General features: G+C 52.4%; 19 protein-coding genes. 2 read left to right on the top strand and 17 right to left on the bottom strand.

The genetic code is table 11. The annotated features are described in order from the left end of the window. Positions 1–17 precede the first annotated feature (17 nt). From nuoF to C7E00_RS07555, 15 genes are all read right to left on the bottom strand, one after another. Positions 18–1,814 carry an NADH-quinone oxidoreductase subunit NuoF gene (gene nuoF / locus C7E00_RS07625; RefSeq protein WP_105303728.1) on the bottom strand — a complete coding sequence of 599 codons (1,797 nt, stop codon included), beginning with the start codon at positions 1,812–1,814 and terminating at the stop codon, positions 18–20. A gap of 6 nt (positions 1,815–1,820) precedes the next feature. Beyond that, positions 1,821–2,198, bottom strand: coding sequence for a (2Fe-2S) ferredoxin domain-containing protein (locus C7E00_RS07620; RefSeq protein WP_105303727.1), 378 nt, complete (start codon positions 2,196–2,198; stop codon positions 1,821–1,823). Then, positions 2,195–2,749, bottom strand: a complete 555-nt coding sequence (locus C7E00_RS07615; RefSeq protein WP_167836519.1) for an ATP-binding protein — start codon at positions 2,747–2,749, stop codon at positions 2,195–2,197. The genes C7E00_RS07620 and C7E00_RS07615 overlap by 4 nt, the downstream gene beginning before the upstream one ends. Continuing rightward, entirely contained in the window at positions 2,746–3,447 is a 702-nt protein-coding gene (locus C7E00_RS07610) for a PHP domain-containing protein (protein WP_105303725.1), read from the bottom strand. Before C7E00_RS07610 ends, C7E00_RS07615 begins: the two co-directional genes overlap by 4 nt. Continuing rightward, complete coding sequence (locus C7E00_RS07605; RefSeq protein ID WP_105303724.1) at positions 3,447–3,776, bottom strand: AraC family transcriptional regulator; 330 nt, start codon at positions 3,774–3,776, stop codon at positions 3,447–3,449. Before C7E00_RS07605 ends, C7E00_RS07610 begins: the two co-directional genes overlap by 1 nt. Continuing rightward, positions 3,754–4,962 (bottom strand): [Fe-Fe] hydrogenase large subunit C-terminal domain-containing protein, encoded by a 1,209-nt coding sequence (locus C7E00_RS07600; protein WP_105303723.1) that lies wholly within the window; start codon positions 4,960–4,962, stop codon positions 3,754–3,756. The genes C7E00_RS07605 and C7E00_RS07600 overlap by 23 nt, the downstream gene beginning before the upstream one ends. Next, the gene (locus C7E00_RS07595) at positions 4,959–5,387 is read right to left on the bottom strand and encodes an ATP-binding protein (protein ID WP_105303722.1); all 429 of its coding nucleotides are present in this window, start codon (positions 5,385–5,387) and stop codon (positions 4,959–4,961) included. Before C7E00_RS07595 ends, C7E00_RS07600 begins: the two co-directional genes overlap by 4 nt. Beyond that, positions 5,384–5,740, bottom strand: coding sequence for a hypothetical protein (locus tag C7E00_RS07590; protein ID WP_105303721.1), 357 nt, complete (start codon positions 5,738–5,740; stop codon positions 5,384–5,386). The genes C7E00_RS07595 and C7E00_RS07590 overlap by 4 nt, the downstream gene beginning before the upstream one ends. A 12-nt stretch (positions 5,741–5,752) precedes the next feature. Continuing rightward, on the bottom strand, positions 5,753–6,241 hold the full coding sequence (locus tag C7E00_RS07585; RefSeq protein ID WP_105303720.1) for an NADH-quinone oxidoreductase subunit NuoE family protein: 489 nt from the start codon (positions 6,239–6,241) through the stop codon (positions 5,753–5,755). 238 nt (positions 6,242–6,479) lie between these two features. Further along, positions 6,480–6,731, bottom strand: a complete 252-nt coding sequence (locus C7E00_RS07580) for a TM1266 family iron-only hydrogenase system putative regulator (RefSeq protein ID WP_105303719.1) — start codon at positions 6,729–6,731, stop codon at positions 6,480–6,482. 5 nt (positions 6,732–6,736) lie between these two features. After that, positions 6,737–8,509, bottom strand: coding sequence for a threonine--tRNA ligase (gene thrS / locus C7E00_RS07575; protein WP_105303718.1), 1,773 nt, complete (start codon positions 8,507–8,509; stop codon positions 6,737–6,739). 270 nt (positions 8,510–8,779) lie between these two features. After that, complete coding sequence (gene glpK, locus C7E00_RS07570; RefSeq protein ID WP_105304898.1) at positions 8,780–10,282, bottom strand: glycerol kinase GlpK; 1,503 nt, start codon at positions 10,280–10,282, stop codon at positions 8,780–8,782. Between the two features lie 168 nt (positions 10,283–10,450). Next, on the bottom strand, positions 10,451–13,285 hold the full coding sequence (ppdK, locus tag C7E00_RS07565) for a pyruvate, phosphate dikinase (RefSeq protein WP_105303717.1): 2,835 nt from the start codon (positions 13,283–13,285) through the stop codon (positions 10,451–10,453). Positions 13,286–13,497: 212 nt separating this feature from the next. Then, entirely contained in the window at positions 13,498–14,445 is a 948-nt protein-coding gene (locus tag C7E00_RS07560) for an alpha/beta hydrolase (RefSeq protein ID WP_105303716.1), read from the bottom strand. A gap of 58 nt (positions 14,446–14,503) precedes the next feature. After that, positions 14,504–17,116 (bottom strand): valine--tRNA ligase, encoded by a 2,613-nt coding sequence (locus tag C7E00_RS07555; protein WP_105303715.1) that lies wholly within the window; start codon positions 17,114–17,116, stop codon positions 14,504–14,506. A 316-nt stretch (positions 17,117–17,432) separates the two neighbouring features. Here C7E00_RS07555 and C7E00_RS07550 point away from each other — a divergent pair, with 316 nt between their 5' ends. Next, on the top strand, positions 17,433–18,608 hold the full coding sequence (locus tag C7E00_RS07550; RefSeq protein WP_105303714.1) for an IS110 family RNA-guided transposase: 1,176 nt from the start codon (positions 17,433–17,435) through the stop codon (positions 18,606–18,608). Positions 18,609–18,986: 378 nt separating this feature from the next. Here C7E00_RS07550 and C7E00_RS07545 read toward each other — a convergent pair whose 3' ends face one another. Next, positions 18,987–19,706 carry a hypothetical protein gene (locus C7E00_RS07545; protein ID WP_105303713.1) on the bottom strand — a complete coding sequence of 240 codons (720 nt, stop codon included), beginning with the start codon at positions 19,704–19,706 and terminating at the stop codon, positions 18,987–18,989. Positions 19,707–19,791: 85 nt separating this feature from the next. On the opposite strand from C7E00_RS07545, the gene C7E00_RS07540 reads away from it, so the two are divergent. After that, positions 19,792–20,355, top strand: a complete 564-nt coding sequence (locus C7E00_RS07540) for an SOS response-associated peptidase family protein (protein WP_105303712.1) — start codon at positions 19,792–19,794, stop codon at positions 20,353–20,355. Here C7E00_RS07540 and ruvB read toward each other — a convergent pair. Then, positions 20,352–21,374, bottom strand: coding sequence for a Holliday junction branch migration DNA helicase RuvB (gene ruvB, locus C7E00_RS07535; RefSeq protein ID WP_105303711.1), 1,023 nt, complete (start codon positions 21,372–21,374; stop codon positions 20,352–20,354). The genes C7E00_RS07540 and ruvB overlap by 4 nt on opposite strands. Between the last annotated feature and the right edge of the window lie 10 nt (positions 21,375–21,384).

The raw sequence follows: 21,384 nt of genomic DNA, 5'->3' as shown, positions 1-21,384 counted from the left end.
GTCAGGGTTCTCCTTTCCTAGGACCGTTCCACTGCACCGAACCGGCAGACGGTCATGCAGGTACCGCACTTGATGCACTTGGACGGATCGATCCGGAATGCTTCTTTGCCAGCGACGCCGGTAATTGCGCCGACCGGGCAGTTCCTTGCACACATGGAGCACTTGCGGCAGTTGTCCGGGTTGATCTTGTACGTAAGCAGAGCCTTGCAGACACCAGCCGGGCAGCGCTTCTCCTTAATATGAGCTTCATATTCACCGCGGAAATGCTTCAGCGTGGAAAGAATCGGGTTCGGTGCTGTCTGACCAAGACCGCAGAGCGCAGTGTCCTTGATCTCGTAGCAGAGCTTCTCCATTTCGTCCAGCATCTCCATGGTGCCTTCGCCCTTAGTGATCTTCGTCAGCATCTCCAGCAGGCGCTTCGTGCCGACCCGGCACGGCGTGCACTTTCCGCAGGATTCATCGACGATGAATTCCATGTAGAATCTGGCAACATCGACCATGCAGTTGTCTTCATCGAGGACGATCATGCCGCCGGATCCCATCATGGAACCAGCCTGGATCAGAGATTCATAATCAATCGGAGTATCCAGCTCTTTTTCCGTCAGGCATCCTCCGGAAGGACCGCCGGTCTGAACGGCTTTGAATTCCTTGTTGTTCGGGCAGCCTCCGCCGATCTCATAGATAATCTCACGGAGCGTGGTTCCCATCGGTACCTCGACAAGTCCGGTATTCCTGATCTTGCCGCCGAGTGCGAAGACCTTGGTTCCTTTGGACTTTTCCGTACCGATGGAAGCGTACCAGTCAGCACCCTTGTTGATGATCTGCGGAACGTTAGCAAGCGTCTCGACATTGTTGATGCTGGTCGGCTTGCCCCAGACACCGGAAACAGCCGGGAATGGCGGTTTCGGACGCGGCATTCCTCTCTGGCCTTCAATGCTGGCAATCAGTGCGGTCTCTTCGCCGCAGACGAATGCGCCTGCACCAAGACGGATCTCGATATCAAAATTGAAGCCGGATCCGAAGATATTCTTGCCGAGCAGGTTCAGATCTTCTGCCTGTTTGATGGCAATCTTCAGACGATGGACGGCAATCGGATATTCTGCACGGACATAGATATAGCCCTTCTGTGCTCCGACAGCATAAGCCATGATAGCCATGCCTTCGATGACCGCATTCGGATCTCCTTCAAGAATGGAACGATCCATGAATGCGCCAGGGTCTCCTTCATCCGCGTTGCAGATGACATATTTCTCCGTACCTGGAGCATCCTTCTCGAACTGCCACTTCACGCCCGTCGGGAAGCCTGCTCCGCCTCTTCCGCGCAGGCCGGACTTCTTCATGACATCGATGACTTCCTGAGGCGTCATCGTGGTCACTGCCTTGCCCAGTGCCTCATAGCCGTCCATGGCAATGTATTCGGTGATATCTTCCGGATTGATCTTGCCGCAGTTGCGCAGGGCAATGCGTTCCTGCTTCTTGTAGAAGTTGATCTTGTCGATTTCAAGAATCTTCTCATGCGTCTCACGGTCTTCATCGCTGAGTTCGAGATCCTTGACGACTCTTCCTTTGTAGAGATGCTCGGAGACGATGCGCTCGACATCCTCCGGCTTCACATGGGAATAGAATACCTTGTCCGGGTAAATGGCGACAATAGGCCCCTTCTGGCATAAGCCGAAGCAGCCGGTCTTGACGACCTTCACTTCATCCTGCAGTCCGAATTTCTGAATCTGTTCAATGAAATTATCATAGATTTTTCCGGACTGGCTTGCTGTGCAGCCGGTACCTGCGCAGCAGAGTACATTCGTACGGATCATATACGATCAAGCCTCCTGTGCCTTCTTTGCGGCATCAACCGTATATTCTTCTACGATGTGCCCCTTGCCGATGTGTTCTGCGAGAACCTTCGCTGCCTTCTCAGGTGTCATATGGACATAGGTGGTATGCTCGCCATCCTTGCCATACACTTCGACGATCGGCTCATAGACGCACATGCCGATACATCCGGTCTGCGTGACCACGCAGTCGTAGCCGTGCTCTGCAGTCTCTTCAACCAGACGCTTGAGCACCGGTCTTGCGCCGGCAGCGATTCCGCAGGTAGCCATGCCCACCACCACGCGATAGCTCTTCTCACTGTCTCGCATCTCGACCTTCTTTAAAGCAGCTTCTCTCATTTTCTTGAGATCTTCCAGACTCTTCATTCGTTCTCCTCCTTGGTCTGCTTTATTCCTTCGCTGATGTATTCTTTCATCCAGAGAAGCACTTCAGGCGTCTGCAGGGGCACACCTGCCAGCTGTTTCCTGACCTCTCCGGATTCAAAGACAAACTCCTTTTCATCGGTACTGAAGCGCAATACGTAATCGATGGAATCATCTGCTGAGATGCAGTCCATCATCATCTCTCCGAGATCTCCCATCTCCGGAGTATCAATGCAGTCTCTCTGCACAGAAGCAGTGATGATCGTTCCTTTTCCGACTTCGCTCTGAATGTCAAATGTTCCATTGCACTGCTCCGTCATCCCTTTCAGAAATGCAACTCCCATGCCGACTTTTCTGGTCTTCCGGGTGGTCGTGAATGGATCCGATACCCTTGCGGCTAGTTCCGGACTCATTCCCTTTCCATCATCCTGAACCATGATCTCAATCACGTTATCTTTCCGGCTTTCACGAATCTTCACGAGAATACGCCTGGCACCAGCCTGGATGCTGTTCATGAGAATCTCAAGAATCTGCATTGCCAGATCCTGCATCATAGCCGTTTCCTCCAGAGACTTTCCAGCGTTTCTTCTGACATCTGATGTTCCCGTTCCGAGATATCGACCAGCCGATGAGCATCGCTGTCGATCAGCCAGATCGTATCTTCCTCCTTCATCCATGGATGCAGGGACAGGACTTCTTCTTTCTCCTTCTCGTTTCTGATTTCCAGCGCATCATAATCCAGATCTTCCGGAATGAATCCGAGCTGGTTCATGATGCTGTTTTCTCTGCCCATCACATGCGCAGGCACCGCAATTCCGGAACATGCATGAATCGCATCGATGCATTCCTCCAGTGCGGCATTCAGGGAAACTAGCAGCAACCGTTCCTCGATGCCGATCAGCTCATCCATACCGTTCCGGATTTCCTCGCTTCCGAAGTAGTCCGGATCATTCGGTACCGATGGCATCACGGTATCAATCCAGGCCTGCAGCTTCTGACTGTCTTCCAGGTTCCTGAAAAGCGCCAGGATATGCACTTCTTCCATGCTCTGCAATTCTGCTCCATATAGAAGACGGATCCCGGTCTGCTGTGCGGCATCTTTCATACCAGGCTGCTGGCGGCAGGAATTATGATCGCTGACCGCGATCAGATCCAGTCCTTTCAGCAGCGCCATGTTGCAGATGTTGTTCGGAGTCATCTCCTCTTCTGCACATGGAGACAGGCAGCTGTGGATATGCAGGTCGTAGTACATCAGAGCAGCTTCGAGAGCGTGACGGCAGTCTCATAAACCGGCATGCCGCTTTCCAGAATCACAATGTTCTCTTCTTCTGCCTTGGTGATGAGATCTTCCGGAACGGAAGCACCATCGGCAATGATGATGCAGGAGAATTCCCTGAGCGCAGCCACGGCAATGATGTTGCGATGTACCTGGACGGTGATCCAGGCCTGGCCGGGCTGGCCTCTTCCCATCACCCAGCTGAGCAGATCGCCGGCATATCCGCCGGTGATGTTCCGTGACAGATCAAGGTCCGGATTGTCATTCTTCCAGCCGGTTCTGTCAAGGAGTTCCCTGATGGTCATGTGCACCCTCCTTCATCGCTGCACGGATTCTGCAGTCATCGAGTGTCTTGTTTCCTTTGGCGATTTCCTCGGCCATGATCCGGCATGTCTGCATGCCGCATGCACTGCAGTCATAGCCAGGCAGTCTCTCGAGCTGTTCGTTGACTTTCTGGAAGAATGCCAACTTCTCGGAGAACGTTCTCTGATCTTCGCTCGTGCGGCATACGCTGTCGCTGTACAGATCATCGAGCGGAATCTCTGAGATCGGCTTCTCTCCATCGGACGTCAGCTCATAGATGTTGTTCCGGGTCAGAAAGCTGTTGCCCCAGAGCAGATGGCCGCCGATACAGCCATTGAAGCATGGAAACAGGTAAAGCAGACGATACGTATTCAGCTGTCCGAATTCCTCGAGGGACAGCACGGAATTGATTTTCTCGAAGCCATCGGCAATCAGATATTCCGGTTTCTGGGCCATGGCTGCAGGGTTGCAGGACTGCAGTCCCTCTCTGGAAAACAGGACTTCGTCTCTGCCTTTCTTCATGTTCTGGCGGATTTTCGGAAAGATATCGACAATTGCCAGCGCATGATCGGTTTCATATTCGAAGTTGCCGTATGGGTATTTTGCCAGGGCAAGCTTTGCTTCGCATTCGCAGCAGCTGAAGATTCCGACCCGGCCATGATTCTGATGCATCTTCCGGATCATTTTCGCAGCCGCTTCGCTCGGATAGATCAGCGGTGCCAGATTGTCCAGCAGCATCGGATAGACGGTTTCGATCAGACGGTTGACGACCGGACAGAATGAAGCGATGACATTCTGATTGCCGAACTCTTCAGACAGCATCTTCGTTTCATGCATGATCTGTCCTTCGACCGGCGAGATGTCGACGACTTCGTCGAATCCGAGCATCCGGATGGCGTGGAACAGATCTTCGGCTTCTTCTCTTGAACGGCAGGAATTGCTCAGGGCCGATGGCACCATGCATACCGTATAATCGTAGGAACGGATATCTTCCAGCGTGCTTCCCTGGGCAAGCAGGCCTTTATTATGGCAGCTGCGGATACACCTTCCGCAGTTGATGCAGCGGTCGGGGTTCACGAGGATCCTTCCCTGCTCCATCGACAGCGCACTGGTCGGACACGACTTCACGCATTTCAGACATTTCACGCACCGGGACAAGGTGTAAGTGACAACGGTTTTTGCTTTCATGAGGTCTGATGGAAGCGGAGCTTCAGAATGGTTCCGGCAGGCGATGTCTGAATATCAAACCGATCGGAAACCCGCTTGATATTCGGCAGTCCCATGCCGGCGCCGAAGCCGAGCTCTCTCGCTTTCTCGCTGGCAGTTGACCAGCCAGGCGTCATGGCTTTTTCGAGATCCGGAATTCCCGGACCTGGATCAGCAAAGCAGAGAGAAACGGTCCCATCATCCATGACATCCATGGTGATCTTTCCGCCATAGGCATGGATGATCATGTTGATCTCTGCTTCATAGCTGGCCACGGCAATCCTTCTCAGCACTCTGGGAGGATAGCCGATCTGGCTCAGCGTCTGCTTGATATGGCTGCTGGCCTCCCCGGCGTTTGCATAGTCATCCTGAACCACCTGATATTCCTGGTGAAGAACTGCCGTCATATGCCGTGCAGTCCTTTCTCATAGAGGATGCCGCACGTCTCATACATCGTGAGATCGGTGGAAAAAAGACTGATATTCATCTCATCAGCAATGGACAGGTCGAGATCGGAAAGATGCTTTCCGCGTACAATGATCACGAGGTTCACATCCAGCATCTCGGCCGTGCGCAGCACCTGCGCATTGCAGAGGCCCGTGATCAGCACGGTGCTCTCCGGAGACTTCTGAATCATCGCTAGGGCATCACTCATCAGATCGGTCGCAAAAGCAGCAGAATACTCCTTCTCCTTCCAGCCGGCATCAGCCGTATGGAGGGTAACTGCATGGACCGCACCAGTGATCTCGTCTGCCCGCATATATCTGTTTCCTCAGGCAGCAGATTCCGCAGAACGGATCCTGCCGACTTCTTCGTCCAGCCGAGCAATCGTGCACTGCCCGATGGTCTTTCCGTCAATCACGCATACCGGAGCAAGGCCGCACGCACCTAAGCACCTGGTCGCATCAAGTGAGAACATCCCGTCTTCCGAAGTCTTGTTGATCGCAGCTCCCGTCAGCTTCATCGCTTCATCAATCAGTGCCTGGCTTCCCTTGACATAGCATGCAGTACCGAGGCATACATTGATGACATGCTTGCCTTTCGGCTGAGTGGTGAACTGTGCATAGAAACATACAACCCCGTAGATGTCGGCAACACTCTGATTCGTGGCCGCAGCGATTTTCTCCATCGCCTCAAACGGGATATACCCTAGGGAATCCTGCACTTCATGCAGCATGACGATGGCCGGTCCCGGCTCGCCGCGATGACGCTCGACGATCTGATCGATTGCTTTCAGGCTCTCCTGATTCAAACGTTCCATTATTCTGGACACTCCCTTCTTTTCGGAATCTGATGATGATTCAGTGTGCATTTTTCAGATTCTGAAGCACCTGTGATTATTATACTTAAATCTGATTTTGAATACCATACACCTGAGAGGAGATTTTGCAGACATTCAGATTATTTCACAATCTTAGCAGGGGACGTTCTGAGTCTTTGCACTCATGCATGCATAGAAAAAAGGTGCTCCTGGAAAGAGACACCTTCAGTCAATTGAATCAGGATTTGGAATATGCGGTGCGGACGGTCAGACCTTCGATCGCTCCCAGCTTTCCGGTCAGTGCGGAAACGCGGTCATTCGGCGCATCCACTGCTACGCTGATCAGCGAAAGATTCTTCTTCGGATACGGAATCCCCATGCGGCCGATGATGCAGTCGCCGTATTCATGCAGGATTTCATTCAGCCGGGGAACGCAGTCGCGGTCCTCGACGACGATCGCGATCACAGCGATGCGATTAGCTTCTGCCATGCGGATCACAGTCCTTTCGAAGCAATCTCTTCGGCAGCTTTGCTGCAGAATTCATCGAAGCTCATCTTCACCGCATCCTTGGAACCATAGCGGCGTACGGTTACTGCATGGTCATTGACTTCGCCTTCGCCGACCACGATCTCAACCGGAATCTTGCTCGTCTGTGCTTCGCGGACACGGTAGCCAAGCTTCTCGTTGCGGGAATCGACGGAAACACGCATGCCTCTTGCCTTGAGCTGACGTTCAATCTCTTCGGCATACTTCAGCTGGCTCTCAGACTCTCCGGAAACCGGAAGAATCACGACCTGCTTCGGGGCCAGCCAGAGCGGAAGAACACCCTTCGTCTCTTCAAGCAGGAAGGCAATGAAACGATCGAGGGAACCGAGAATTGCACGGTGAATGACGACCGGACGCTTCTTCGTGCCATCGCTGTCGACATATTCGAGTTCGAACCGCTCCGGAAGCTGATAGTCGAGCTGGATCGTGGAAAGCGTCACATCATGGCCGATGGCACTGCGGACCTGAACATCGATCTTCGGTCCGTAGAAGGCTGCTTCGCCCTTGGCTTCATAGTACTTGACGCCCATCTCCTTCAGCACTTCGCGCAGTTCCGTCTCGCTGCGCTCCCAGAGCTCATCATTGCCGAAGTACTTGGCAGCATTGTCCGTATCTCTGAGGGACAGACGGAAGCTGTATTCCTTGAAGCCGAAGTCTTTGTAGACATCAAGAATCAGCTTTGTCACTGCCTTGATCTCAGAACCGATCTGGTCCGGGCGGCAGAAGATATGAGAATCATTCTGTGTGAAGGCACGAGCCCTCTCGATGCCCGTCAGGGCCCCGGATGCCTCGAAACGGAAGTCATTTGCAATCTCAGCGATTCTGACTGGCAGATCGCGGTAGGAATGCAGAGTGTTCTTGTAGATCATCATATGCTCCGGGCAGTTCATCGGACGAAGCACATATGCATTATCCGGGTCTCTGCGATCCTGCATGGCCGGGAACATATCATCCTTGTAATGATCCCAGTGGCCGGAGATCTTATACAGCTTGACGTTGGCAACAGACGGCGTCATGACATGGATATAGCCCTGATCGAGTTCCTTGTCCATGATGTAATCGGACAGAATTCTGCGGACCGTGAAGCCATTCGGCAGATACATCGGCAGTCCCGCACCGACCACATCCGAGAACATGAACATCTGCAGTTCCTTGCCAAGCTTGCGGTGATCTCTTGCTTTCGCATCTTCGAGTTCTGCCAGATACGCATCCAGTTCTTCCTGAGTCGGGAAGCAGACGCCGTAGATTCTCTGCAGAACCTTGTTATGCTCATCGCCCTTCCAGTATGCACCGGAATGCTTCAGAAGCTTGAAATAGCGGCACATCTTCGTATTGTCGACATGCGGGCCGCGGCAGAGATCGGTGTAATCTCCCTGCGTATAGCAGGAGATGACCTGCTCGTTCTCATCCATGCGATTGATCAGATCGAGCTTGTACGGATCATCCTTGAACATCTCGAGAGCTTCCGCCTTCGTGATTTCATGACGTACAATCTTCTTGCCATCCTTGGCAAGCTTCTTCATCTCTTTCTCGATTCTCGGCAGATCTTCATCGCGGATCACGTCATCGCCGAGGTCCATATCATAATAGAATCCTTCTTCGACTACCGGTCCGACCCAGAACTTCGCCTGCGGATACAGATGCTTCACGGCCTGTGCCATCAGATGGGCACAGCTGTGATTGAGAACATGCAGTTTCTCATCTTCCTTGAAATTGATCATCGTAATCTCCTTTATAAAAGAAAAGCGTCCCTCATACGAAGGACGCTGAACGAGCGCGGTACCACCTTGTTTCCCGGACTGTCTCCGGACTCCTCATTAACCCTTTAACGCAGGATAGCGGGATCCGATTGAGGACCTGCTCCCAGGGGGTAAATTCTGTGCTCCTCAGTTTCCTCTCATCAGCCGGAAACCTTTCTGATCCGAGCGCTCAGAACTGTTGTCCTGTTCATCGCATTTGTGACTTTGTTATACAGCGAGTCTCAGAATCTGTCAATCTTCTGCCGGAAACATCCTGGCAGCCTGAACCGCTTTCTGCCAGCGAGCATACAGATGCTCCGACTCTTTTGCGGTCATCTGCGGCGAATAAACCATGCGGTTCTTCTTCGATTCTGCCGTCAGCTCTTCCGGACTCTTCCAGAACCCGACGCCAAGTCCCGCCAGATGAGCAGCTCCCATGGCAGTCGTCTCAATATTGCCAGGCCGCTGCACTTCGCACTGCAAGAGATCGCTCTGGAACTGCATCAGGTAGTTGTTCGCACTGGCGCCGCCGTCGACCTTCAGATACGGGATCTTCCGGCCGCAGTCATGTTCCATGGAATCCAGCACGTCTCTGGTCTGATAAGCGAGAGATTCCAGAGTTGCTTTCGTGATATCGGCCTTTGTCGTTCCTCTCGTGATGCCGAACAATGCACCACGGCAGCGGTCATCCCAGTACGGAGCACCGAGTCCGACAAATGCCGGCACAAGGATCACGCCGGAATTCTTCGAAGCAGCCTGAGCAAGTTCTTCCGACTGAGAAGATTTCTCGAAGAACTCCATCTGATCTCTTAACCACTGAATCGCAGAACCGGCAACAAATACCGATCCTTCGAGGGCATACGTAATCTCTCCCTGATAGCCCCAGGCAATCGTCGTGACGAGCCCATGTTCGCTGCGGTGCGGAACGGATCCGGTATTCATCAATAAGAAGCATCCGGTTCCGTAGGTATTCTTGACGCTTCCTTCTTCAAAGCAGTTCTGGCCGAACAGGGCAGCCTGCTGATCGCCTGCGACCCCGGCAATCGGAACTTCCTGACCGAAGAAATGATACGGTGCCGTCACTGCGAATAGGCCGCTGCTGTCCTTGACCTCCGGCAGCATCTCCATCGGGATATTCAGAATCTGACACAGTTCTTCATCCCACCTCTTCTCGAAGATGTTATAAAGCAAGGTGCGGCTGGCATTGGAATAATCCGTGACATGTGCTTTCATGCCAGACAGGCAGTAGATCAGCCAGGAATCAATGGTTCCGGCATACAGTTTCCCCTGTTCGGCAAGTTTCTGTGCCCCTGGCACCTGATCAAGCATCCAGCGGATCTTCGTCGCGGAGAAATACGGATCGATGCGAAGTCCGGTCTTCGAACGGAACAGTTCTTCATATCCCTGTTTCTTCAGGGAATCGCAGATGTCTGCCGTCTGGCGCGACTGCCAGACGATGGCATTGCAGATGGGAAGACCAGTTTCCTTATTCCAGATGACAGTCGTTTCACGCTGATTCGTAATACCGATACCGGCGACCTGAGAGGGCTGAATGCCGGATTTCTGCAGGCAGCTTGCCATAACTGAAAGGACTGACAGCCAGATTTCATTAGCATCATGCTCGACCCATCCGGGATGCCGGAAGTACTGCGTGAATTCCTTCTGGGCACTGGAAATGATCCTGCTTTCATGATCGAAGAGTACCGCCCGAGAACTGGTAGTTCCCTGGTCAATGGCCATAATGTATTGTTCCATGAATTGCTCCTTTGCCATGCATGCAGAACAGATGCATGGCTGCTTACTATCTCCAATATACGAAATCAGACCTGCAAAATCAAGCTCGCCCCAAACAAGAAAAAAGGCCGGAAGCCTCATGATGTCCGAAACATCAGAAGCTTCTCAGCCTTCATAGAATCAGAGTGATTACTTTGCCTTGCGGCCGGACTTTCTGCCAGCGGTCTTCTTCGCTGCCGTCTTCTTAGCAGCGGTCTTCTTCGCTGCAGTCTTCTTTGCGGCCGGCTTCTTGCCAGCAGTCTTCTTCGCCGTGGCCTTCTTCGCTGCGGTCTTCCTCACAGCCTTCTTAGCAGGCTTTGCTGCAGCCTTCTCAGCCTTCTTGGCAGCGTCGACGCGGATCGCAGCCTGTGCAGCAGCCAGACGAGCCAGCGGGACACGGTACGGAGAGCAGGATACATAGTCCAGGTTCAGTGTCTGGAAGAACTGGATGGAAACCGGATCACCGCCATGTTCACCGCAGACACCCAGATGGATATCCGGGCGAGTAGCACGGCCATGTTCAGCAGCCCAGCGGACCAGCTTGCCGACCCCATTCACATCGATGTGAGCGAACGGATCGCTTTCATAGATGTGCTTGTCATAGTAATCCTTGAGGAACTTGCCAGCATCATCTCTGGAGAAGCCGAAGGTCATCTGGGTCAGATCGTTTGTTCCGAAGGAGAAGAACTCAGCGGTCTCAGCAAGTTCGCCGGCATTGATAGCGCCGCGCGGAACTTCGATCATCGTGCCGATGTGATAGTTCATCTTGACCTTGGCAGCAGCGATCGTCTCATCAGCAGTCTTGCGGATGATGTCAGCTACATAATCAAGTTCTTTCTTCTCGCCGACCAGCGGAACCATGATTTCCGGCTCCAGGTGCCATGTGCGATGCTTCTTGTTGATGGCAATGGCAGCGTTGATGATTGCTCTTGTCTGCATGACGCCGATTTCCGGATAAGTGACATCCAGACGGCATCCGCGGTGGCCCATCATCGGGTTGAATTCCTTGAGAGCAACGTCAGCTGCCTGAACGTCTTCGACTGTGATGCCCATCTTGTCAGCGACTTCCTTGATTGCTTCCGGAGTCTGCGGCAGGAATTCATGCAGAGGCGGATCAAGCAGACGTACAGTGACGCTGCGGCCCTTCATCGCTTCGAAGATTCCTTCGAAGTCTTCCGTCTGATACGGCTCGAGGAGATCCAGTGCCTTCTTGCGCTGTTCCGGAGTCGTGGATACACAGAGCATGCGGATTGCTTCGATACGCTCCTTGGAGTTGAAGAACATGTGCTCTGTACGGACAAGGCCAACACCTTCTGCACCGAACTCAACTGCTCTTGCAGCATCTTCCGGAGTATCAGCATTCGTGCGGATCATCATTGTGCGGCGCTCATCCGCCCACTTCATGAACTTTGCGAAGTTTCCGGAAATCGTAGCCGGAACACTCTTGACTTCACCGCGGTATACGAGACCCGTATTGCCATCGACGGAGATGATGTCGCCTTCCTTGAAGACTTCCCCATTGACCGTGAACTGCTTGTTCTCTTCATCAACCTTGATGTCACCGCATCCGGATACGCAGCATGCACCCATGCCGCGGGCAACGACTGCAGCGTGGCTGGTCATGCCGCCGCGGACAGTGACGATTGCCTGGGAGACGTGCATCCCGGCGATATCTTCCGGAGAAGTTTCAAGACGGACGAGGACAACCTTCTTGCCGGCAGCTGCCTGCTCTTCTGCTTCCTTGGCGGTAAACACGATTGCGCCGCAGCCAGCGCCCGGAGCAGCAGCGAGGCCCTTGGCAATGACATCCTTTGCCTTATTCTTGAGATCTGCTTTATCAAACGTCGGATGCAGCAGGTCATCGAGCTGCTTCGGCTCTACCATGAGCAGAGCTTCATCCTTCGTGATGAGCTTCTCGTTGACCATGTCAACTGCGATCTTCAGAGCAGCATTGGCAGTACGCTTGCCGTTGCGGCACTGCAGCATGAACAGCTTGCCATGTTCAATCGTGAACTCCATATCCTGCAGATCATGATAATGATGCTCGAGCAGCTTGGAGATTCTTGCGAATTCCTTGTAAGCAGCCGGCATCGTTTTCTTCAGATGATCGATCGGCTCCGGAGTGCGGACACCAGCAACGACGTCTTCGCCCTGTGCGTTCATCAGGAACTCACCGAACAGCTTGTTCTCGCCAGTTGCAGGATTGCGGGAGAATGCGACACCAGTGCCGCAGTCATTGCCCATGTTCCCGAATACCATTTCCATGACGGAAACTGCAGTTCCCCAGTCATCCGGGATATCGTTCATGCGGCGGTAGTAGATTGCACGCTCATTGTTCCAGGAACGGAACACTGCCATGATGGCACGGTTCAGCTGAACGATCGGATCCTGCGGGAAATCTTCTCCCAGGTTCTTCTTGTAGAATTCCTTGAACTCCTTGGTGAGTTCAACCATATCATCCGCATCGAGCTCGACATCCTGCTTGACGCCCTTCTTTTCCTTCATGGCATCAATCAGCTCTTCGAACTTAGCCTTGCTGAGGCCCATGACGACATCGCCGAACATCTGGATGAAACGGCGGTAGGAGTCATAAGCGAAACGCTTGTTCTGAGTCTTCTCTTCAACGACCTGAACGACTTCATCATTCATGCCCAGGTTCAGAATCGTATCCATCATGCCAGGCATGGATGCACGCGCACCGGAACGGACCGAAACAAGCAGCGGGTTCTTCTTGTCGCCCAGCTTCTTGCCAGTCGTCTTCTGGAGCCATGCAGTATACTTGTCGATCTGCTTCTGGATCTCCGGAGCGATGGTCTCGTTGTCGTGATAATACTGAATGCAGGCTTCCGTCGTGATCGTGAATCCGGACGGAACCGGCAGACCGATGTTGCTCATCTCAGCAAGGTTCGCACCTTTGCCGCCGAGGAGCTCACGCATCTTTCCGTTGCCTTCTGAAAACTTGTAGACGTACTTCTTAACAGCCATAAAGCCTCCCTTTAAAGTATGAAAACTATTGATTTCACAGTTGTGATTATAAAACATGTGAATTTAATAAACAAGGCAATGAGAGCGATTTCTGTATGCGTTCACAGTGATTTCAGATTCCCTTCAGGCATCTGATTCCGTGTTCTGGTAACCATGCATGCATGAATTGCCGCTCTGCCGGCATAAGAAAGAGGGCATTTCTGCCCTCACGATTATTCAGGAATGAAACGATCGACGAAATTCCAGACAGTTTCCCAGTACTCCGGCTGACGGAATGCTTCGGCATGTCCGCACGGGAACGTATGAATCTCTTTCTCCGATCCGCAGGCGCTGTAGCATTCATGAACCATCTGCGGCGGAACCGCCTGATCCATCTCGCCATGCAGGAACAGCATCGGCACATGTGCCGCTCTGAGCTGACGCTTCGTGTCGATATCATAGAACGAGAAATGCAGGAACTGCTTCACATAGAAATCAACGCACGGCATGAACGGTCTGGATGGGATCTTCATGCCCTGATCAGTCGCATAAATGAGTTCTTCCTTGAGATCGGAATAGCCGCTGTCTTCAATCGCACACTTCACGTTGTCCGGCAGATAATCGCCAGCCGCGTTCATGACGGAAGAAGCCCCCATGGAAACTCCGAACAGCACGATCTGTGCTTCCGGATCGAAGCTGGTGAGATAGCCGATCCAGCTGATCAGATCATAATGCTCCGGCCAGCCGAGCCCTGTATAGGTTCCTCCAGAAAGACCGCAGCCTCTGCTGTCCGGCATCATCAGGTTGTATCCCTTCCCGGATGCTTTCTCTGCATAGGAAAGCATATCCTTAGCACAGGAATGATAGCCGTGTGCGAAGATCATCCACTTGTGACTTTCCGGATGCGTGGTCAGACGCATCGCATGGAGCGTCACGCCGTCATAGCTCTGAATTGTGTCATCACTGCGTTTTGCGGACTCCAGGAACTTCGTGTTCTCTCCCTGCTCCGTCTGGTCCGGACTGATGGAATTGCCAGGCAGCTTGTAGCGGGAATGGCCCAGGTCGAATGCTTCCCGGAAGATGTAGTAGGCGGTTCCGGCATAGGCTGCCGTCCCGACCGCCGCAGCTGCGCCGATGGTCTTCAGGACCGGATGATCGTTCTTCTTCTCATTTCTGCTCATGTTCTTGCAAACCTCCGATGATAGAAACTGGATTTCTTTCGTCAGTATAACACAGCTTTCAGGAATTCAGCGCAGCGAGACGTTCCTTGACAAGCGCAAGCTGCTTTTCGTAGTCGGCCTGCTTCTTCTGCTCGAGTTCCACTTTCTCTTTCGGAGCTTTGGCAAGGAATCCTGCATTCGACAGGATTCCGGCAGAACGCTTCAGCTCCCCTTCCAGGCGCTTCACTTCGGCATTGAGCTTTGCCTTCTCCTTTTCCGGATCCAGGAGTTCGGAACTCGGAATATAGAAGGAACCATTCGGAACCGTCTGCACGGACAGATCGCCGCTCAGGGATTCCACCCAGGTCGTCTTTGCCATGCGTTCCATCATCGCTGCCTGGTTGGCATCGACCGGAATCACATTGCCATCGAGATCGCGGATCATGACATCGAGATGTGCCGACGGCTTGAGATCGCTGGCAGCCTTGATCTCACGTATCTTCGCGATAATCGAGATGATGCGGTCCATCGATGCAAGATTGCTCTCCGGAAGATCGCGGATCGGCTTCGGCCAGGATTCCAGGCAGATGCTTTCTTTCTCATGCGGCATCTTCAGATAGATCTCTTCGGTCACAAATGGCATAAATGGATGCAGCAGACGGACAATCGCATTCAGCGTCACGAGCAGCGTGCTCTGAGCTGCCTTGCGGACATGCTCATCCTCGCTGGACAGCGATGCTTTGGACATCTCGATGTACCAGCTGCAGAAGTCGTCCCAGACAAAGCTGTACAGCTCATTTCCGACCAGGGCGAATTCATACTTCTCCATGTTCTCGGTGACATGCAACAGCACCAGATTCAGCTTGTTCAGGATCCATGCATCAGAAGCACTGAGATTGCTGAGATCGATGTCTTCCATCGTCATGCCTTCCGGCAGATTCATCAGCACGAAGCGGGAAGCGTTCCAGATCTTGTTGATGAAGTTCCAGGCAGCTTCGACTTTCTCCGGGATATAGCGCATATCCTGGCCAGGCGTGCTGTTGGTGGTCAGGAAGAAGCGCAGCGAATCGACCCCGTACTGATCGATGACTTTCATCGGATCAATTCCGTTGCCGAGCGACTTTGACATCTTTCTGCCCTGGCTGTCGCGGATCAGACCATGGATCAGAACGTCCTTGAACGGACGCTGCTTCGTGAAGTGGCGGGCCTGGAAGGCCATGCGGGCAACCCAGAAGAAGATGATGTCATAGCCGGTGACCATCGTGCTGGTCGGATAATAGCGTTCATAGTCCGGCGTATCTTCCGGCCATCCCAGGGTAGCGAATGGCCAGAGTGCACTCGAGAACCAGGTATCGAGCACATCTTCATCCTGGGTCCAGTTCTCCGGATCCTTCGGATCTTCTTCGCCGACATACGTTTCGCCAGTCTGCTTGTTATACCATGCAGGGATGCGGTGGCCCCACCAGAGCTGACGGGAGATGCACCAATCTTCGATGTTCTCGAGCCATTGCGTAAAGACCTTCTCGAAGCGTTCCGGATAGAAGCTGATCTTCTGGTCCGGATCCTGCTGATTCTTCAGCACGTCATCGGCGAGCGGCTTCATCTTCACGAACCACTGCTGAGACAGATACGGCTCGACAACGCAATGCGTGCGCTCGGAATGGCCGACATTATGCATGATGTCTTCGATCTTGATCAGGTTTCCTTCGCTTCTGATCTTCTCGATGACGGCAGTTCTTGCCGCATAGCGGTCCATGCCCTTGAATTCGCCGCAGAGTTCATTCATCGTGCCGTCCGGATTCATGCAGATAGGCTTCGGAAGATTGTGGCGTTCCGCAATTGCGAAGTCATTCGGATCATGGGCAGGCGTGCACTTCATGATGGCGGTGCCGAAGTCCATGTCGATATAATCATCGCCGATGATCGGCAGTTCCTGTCCGTTTGCCGGGTTGATCGTATGCTTTCCGATCAGGTGCTGGTAGCGCTTGTCGTTCGGGTTCACGACGACGCACACATCGCCGAACATCGTCTCCGGACGGGTGGTCGCAACATGGAATTCCTCGCCGGTCTCAACGACCTTGTAGCGCATGTAGTACATCTTGCCGGGATCATCCTGATAGTAGACCTCGATGTTGCTGAGGGCAGTGCGGGCTTCCGGATCCCAGTTGATGATCCGCCAGCCGCGGTAGATCAGACCTTCGTTGTACAGGGTCACGAACACATGGCGGACTGCTTTGTTGAAACCTTCATCCATCGTGAAACGCTCACGGCTGTAGTCCAGGCTGTTGCCGAGCTTGGCCCACTGCTTGCGGATGGTGGACGCATATTCTTCTTTCCATTCCCAAGCTCTTTCCAGGAACTTCTCCCGGCCGATGTCGTAGCGGGAAACGCCTTCGGACTTCAGGCGTTCATCTACTTTTGCCTGGGTTGCGATGCCGGCATGATCCATGCCCGGCAGATACAGCATGTCATAGCCCTGCATGCGCTTGTAGCGGGCAATGATGTCCTGGAGCGTGTTGTCCCAGGCATGGCCGATATGCAGGATGCCGGTCACATTGGGAGGCGGGATCACGATCGTGAACGGGTCTTTCGACTTGTCACCGGCGGTGAAGTATCCTTCCTTCACCCAGTGATCATACCTTCCTTCCTCCACTGCCTTGTGGTCGTACTTCGGTGCGAGATTCTCTTTCATACTAAATGGTATATACAAATTAGGCTCATCCAGCCAAGCATAACTTGTATGCGTCTCCTTTCTCTACCGGGTTTAGTATCGGTCCGGTAACCGTGTAGAATTGAGATCGTGAATGCGTACCTGTACTTTTCATTGTTGTAGCTTTGACTACGTGGAGGATTATCTGGCCGCTTCGTTGTATAGGTAACTGTGATTAGTTAGATGAGCCCTTCTCTTTTCTTGAAGTGAGTTCACATTTTGAACCATACTCTCTGATACTTTTTGAGGCGGTGGCACAGGTATTCGTCACATTCAATCTTTAAAAGGAGTTATTACTATGATTTGCATTGGCATTGATGTCGGTAAGTTCAAGCACTGTGCTGCAGTGATGGATGACAAAACCGGCGAAGTTCTTATCAAGTCTTTCTTTTTCACGAATGATCAGAAAGGGCTTGATCTGTTTTATTCCAAAACAAAGCAGTTTCTTCATCGTAAACATGCTGTAGGCATGGAAGATACCGGGCACTATATGATCAATCTGACGAAATTTCTTCTGGAGAAGAAGTTCACCGTCAAATATATCAATCCAAGATCCACTGCTCTGCGTCGCAAAGAGCTTGGTATGTCGGCCAAGAATGACCGTAAGGATGCTCTGCTTATAGCTGAAATGCTCAGCGAGAAGAAGTTCTGGCGTTCTGTCTCCGCTGTGACCATGCAAACAGATAAGCTGCGTGAGCTGACTCGTCTTTATCACCAGCTGAAGGAGCAGCAGAATCAGGATATGAACCGCCTTCAACGTGCTCTCGATATTGTCTTCCCAGAAGTAAATACTCTCTCCTGGACAAGATATTCTCAGTCCTATATGCAGTTCCTGTCCGAATATCCAAGTGCTGCTTCTATCGCTTCTGAAGATATCAGAAACCTTCGTAAAGCCCTTGAGGTAAACGGACGCGGCAGACGCTCTAAGGTGACTGCCGAAGAGATCAAAGAAGCTGCACGTAATTCAGTGGGTGATGACAACACAGCCGTTGCGCTTGAAGTTCAGTCTATGATTGCTCTGATCAATACTAGAGCTGAACAGATTGACACTCTGGATAAGAAAATAGAAGAATTCAGTCACCAGCTAAACTCTCCTATAACTTCCATTCCCGGCATCTCTTACATAACAGGAATGACTATTCTTGCGGAGATCGGCGATATCAACGACTTTCCTGAAGCAGCGAAGTTGATATCCTATGCCGGTATGGAGCCTCTTGTGCACCAGTCAGGCAAATATGACGCTGCACACATGCCTATTTCCAAACATGGATCCAGGTATCTGCGCAAGGCCCTGTATCAAGCTGTCTTCACAGTCTGTAAATACTGCCAGGTCTTCAATGATTATTATACTAAGAAACGAGATCAGGGAAAGACTTACCGTTGTGCTCAAGGACACTGCGTCCGCAAGCTCCTGAGAGTGATATACAAGCTTCTCTCCACCGATACAGTCTACGATTCTGCCTTAGTACACTAACCATTGATTCATTCTGATAAACATAATCCACATCATAGTCAAAGCTACAAATGTAGTTGTTTTAACTGTACTTTATTCACGATTTCAAAGATCACTTGTGAGATTCTGCTGGATTTCGTCTTAAATCTCACTTTCTGTCAATTTCTACTTGACTTCCTTATAGTTAAATCCTCCGAACATAAATAAAGCGTCCCTCAACTGAAGGACGCTGACGTCTGCGTGGTACCACCTTGCTTGCTTCTCGAACTGCGTAACGTGCATATCCCGGTTTCTCTTACTGACGCATTTCAGAGAAACAGCTCCCGGATGACTTCGCCTCTTCCTGCATGCACTTCCTTCTCATCCCCCGGAAGCTCGCTTTCCATGCGGCGGAAGAACCTACTTGTTCCGCTCTTTGCTGCCTGTATTATACCTGTGCCTCCTGCGCTTTTCAATTTGTTTTTCAGAAGGTATCGTTTCTTCTTGTTCCAGCGCTTCGTTTTCTGCTTTCAGCACGGCCAGCCGTTCTGCCAGTGCCTTCTGCTCGGCGGCTTTCTGCTTTGCCTCTTCCTCTGCTGCGAATTCTTCCGGCGTGATCAAGATCACTTGAGAAAGATCAATGGACTCCTGAACCTCAGCAGGTTTCTGTTCGGCTGGTTTTTTCTCCGGTGTCTTCTTCCGCTTCTTCGGTTTCTGCCGTTTCTTCTTTTCTTCAGCTGCAGTTTTCTCCTGCTCAGAAACTGCCGGCATCAGGGCAGTATCATCAATGCCGTTCTTCTTCTCCATCTCTCTCAGCATGCGAGTTTCAGGTTCTTCCCGGGGAGTGCCTGGCTTTCTTGGCTCTATGTCTTCTGCACCATTGTCCGGCACGAGAAAGTCTTCGCGGAACCAGCGTTCTTTCATGTCCTGATTGATGATGTGAGAGGTAAGTTTCTCATCTGCCAGCAGCAGCACGATCACTGCAGCCAGATATGCATAAGGGGAGACTTCCAGAATCATGAACACGATATCGACCAGGAGATACCCGATCGCAAATAATCCGAGATATAAGAACAGCACAGCCGCAAAATATCTGCGCTTCATGCGGCCAAGCTGGCTGCGGGGATTCTTTTTCTGCATGTGCTCATTTTATCCTAACGTATTTTTCCCTTCAATCCCGGGTTCCGGATGCACTTCTGTTTCAGGTCTGCTGTAAACTGAACATATGTGCGGAAGATATCAGTTCTATGATCAGCGCAATGAAGAAGTGCGCAGGATGATCGACACCGTGAAGCAGCAGATGCCGGAGCCAAAGTTCCGGAAGCTTTCGCTTTCCGAAGTGTTCCCCGGCCAGATGGTGCTCTCGGAAATATATGATCCATCACAGATGAAATTCCGGGTATGCACGATGACCTGGGGCTATCCGGGAAAAGGAAAGCTCATCATCAACGGCAGATCGGAAACCGCAGATTCTTCCATGTTCTTTGCCGGTTCTTCCCGGTGCATCATTCCGGCTTCCGGATACTATGAATGGACGAAGAACCCCCGGCAGAAGTATTACATCACCAGCAGAGAAGGCATGGCATATCTCGGCGCCTTCTGCCGCATAGAAGCAGACGGCTGGCGGTTCGTGATCCTGACCGAAGCGGCTGCCGGATACCAGAAAGAGATTCATGACCGCATGCCGCTGATGTTCTCAAAAGAAGATGCGAAGAACTGGCTGAAAAGCAGAGACTATAAAGGGATGCTGAATGCATCCCTGAAGGACCGTATGGCTGTGCCGGTCTAGAATAAGGTTTCCTGCTGGCCTGACATTCTGATGCCGAGGTGCTGATAGGCTTTTTCGGTTGCCTGACGGCCTCTTGACGTGCGGTTGATGAAGCCGATCTGAATCAGATACGGTTCATAGACATCTTCAAGCGTCGTGGTCTCTTCGCTGATGGAATTGGCCAGTGCTTCCAGTCCGACCGGACCGCCATGGAAACGTTCGATGATGCCGCGGAGATAGCGGATATCCACTTCATCGAGACCGAGCGTGTCGATATGGAGCCGATCAAGAGACTCCTGGGCGATCTGTTCGGAGATGACGCCATTGTTCAGCACCTGCGCAAAGTCGCGGATCCGTCTCAGCAGACGATTGGCAATGCGGGGCGTTCCTCTGGAACGGCGGGCAATTTCCGAAACGGCGGCGTCTTCAATGTCGACATTGAAGACTCTCGCTGAGCGGCGGATGATCTGGCCGAGCTGCTCGTTCGTGTAATAGTCAAGCTTTGACACGATGCCGAAGCGGTCCCGGAGCGGTGCGCTCAGATCGCCGGCTCTTGTCGTGGCCCCGACGAGCGTGAACGGCGGCAGATCCAGCCGCACGCTTCTCGAGGCACCTTCGCCTCCGCCGACCATGACATCGATGCAGAAGTCTTCCATGGCCGGATACAGGATTTCCTCGACGGGCTTGGGCAGACGATGAATCTCATCGATGAACAGCACATCGCCAGGTTCCAGCACCGACAGGATCGAGGCAAGATCCCCGCCTTTGACAATGCTCGGGCCGCTGGCCGTGACAACATGGGTATGCATCTCATTAGCGAGAATATACGCAAGCGTCGTCTTGCCAAGTCCCGGCGGACCATACAGCAGCACATGGTCCAGCGACTCATTGCGCTGCAGGGCCGCCTGGATGAATACCTTGAGATTCTTCTTCAGATCATCCTGGCCGATATATTCGTCCAGGGTTTTCGGGCGGATGCTTTCTTCTTCCTCGCCTGCTTCTGCTTCCGCAGACATCAGGCGTTCGGTTTCTTCAGACATGCGTGACCTC

Origin of the sequence: Anaerolactibacter massiliensis, assembly GCF_900290205.1 — a bacterium.
Taxonomy (GTDB): domain Bacteria; phylum Bacillota_I; class Bacilli_A; order Erysipelotrichales; family Erysipelotrichaceae; genus Bulleidia; species Bulleidia intestinalis.
This window is presented reverse-complemented; position numbering and strand designations above follow the sequence as displayed.

Excerpts from the sequence above, each read along its gene's own strand:
- nuoF (WP_105303728.1), bottom strand. The coding sequence starts at position 1,814 with ATGATCCGTACGAATGTACTCTGCTGCGCAGGTACCGGCTGCACAGCA.
- C7E00_RS07620 (WP_105303727.1), bottom strand. The coding sequence starts at position 2,198 with ATGAAGAGTCTGGAAGATCTCAAGAAAATGAGAGAAGCTGCTTTAAAG.
- C7E00_RS07615 (WP_167836519.1), bottom strand. The coding sequence starts at position 2,749 with ATGATGCAGGATCTGGCAATGCAGATTCTTGAGATTCTCATGAACAGC.
- C7E00_RS07610 (WP_105303725.1), bottom strand. The coding sequence starts at position 3,447 with ATGTACTACGACCTGCATATCCACAGCTGCCTGTCTCCATGTGCAGAA.
- C7E00_RS07605 (WP_105303724.1), bottom strand. The coding sequence starts at position 3,776 with ATGACCATCAGGGAACTCCTTGACAGAACCGGCTGGAAGAATGACAAT.
- C7E00_RS07600 (WP_105303723.1), bottom strand. The coding sequence starts at position 4,962 with ATGAAAGCAAAAACCGTTGTCACTTACACCTTGTCCCGGTGCGTGAAA.
- C7E00_RS07595 (WP_105303722.1), bottom strand. The coding sequence starts at position 5,387 with ATGACGGCAGTTCTTCACCAGGAATATCAGGTGGTTCAGGATGACTAT.
- C7E00_RS07590 (WP_105303721.1), bottom strand. The coding sequence starts at position 5,740 with ATGCGGGCAGACGAGATCACTGGTGCGGTCCATGCAGTTACCCTCCAT.
- C7E00_RS07585 (WP_105303720.1), bottom strand. The coding sequence starts at position 6,241 with ATGGAACGTTTGAATCAGGAGAGCCTGAAAGCAATCGATCAGATCGTC.
- C7E00_RS07580 (WP_105303719.1), bottom strand. The coding sequence starts at position 6,731 with ATGGCAGAAGCTAATCGCATCGCTGTGATCGCGATCGTCGTCGAGGAC.
- thrS (WP_105303718.1), bottom strand. The coding sequence starts at position 8,509 with ATGATCAATTTCAAGGAAGATGAGAAACTGCATGTTCTCAATCACAGC.
- glpK (WP_105304898.1), bottom strand. The coding sequence starts at position 10,282 with ATGGAACAATACATTATGGCCATTGACCAGGGAACTACCAGTTCTCGG.
- ppdK (WP_105303717.1), bottom strand. The coding sequence starts at position 13,285 with ATGGCTGTTAAGAAGTACGTCTACAAGTTTTCAGAAGGCAACGGAAAG.
- C7E00_RS07560 (WP_105303716.1), bottom strand. The coding sequence starts at position 14,445 with ATGAGCAGAAATGAGAAGAAGAACGATCATCCGGTCCTGAAGACCATC.
- C7E00_RS07555 (WP_105303715.1), bottom strand. The coding sequence starts at position 17,116 with ATGAAAGAGAATCTCGCACCGAAGTACGACCACAAGGCAGTGGAGGAA.
- C7E00_RS07550 (WP_105303714.1), top strand. The coding sequence starts at position 17,433 with ATGATTTGCATTGGCATTGATGTCGGTAAGTTCAAGCACTGTGCTGCA.
- C7E00_RS07545 (WP_105303713.1), bottom strand. The coding sequence starts at position 19,706 with ATGCAGAAAAAGAATCCCCGCAGCCAGCTTGGCCGCATGAAGCGCAGA.
- C7E00_RS07540 (WP_105303712.1), top strand. The coding sequence starts at position 19,792 with ATGTGCGGAAGATATCAGTTCTATGATCAGCGCAATGAAGAAGTGCGC.
- ruvB (WP_105303711.1), bottom strand. The coding sequence starts at position 21,374 with ATGTCTGAAGAAACCGAACGCCTGATGTCTGCGGAAGCAGAAGCAGGC.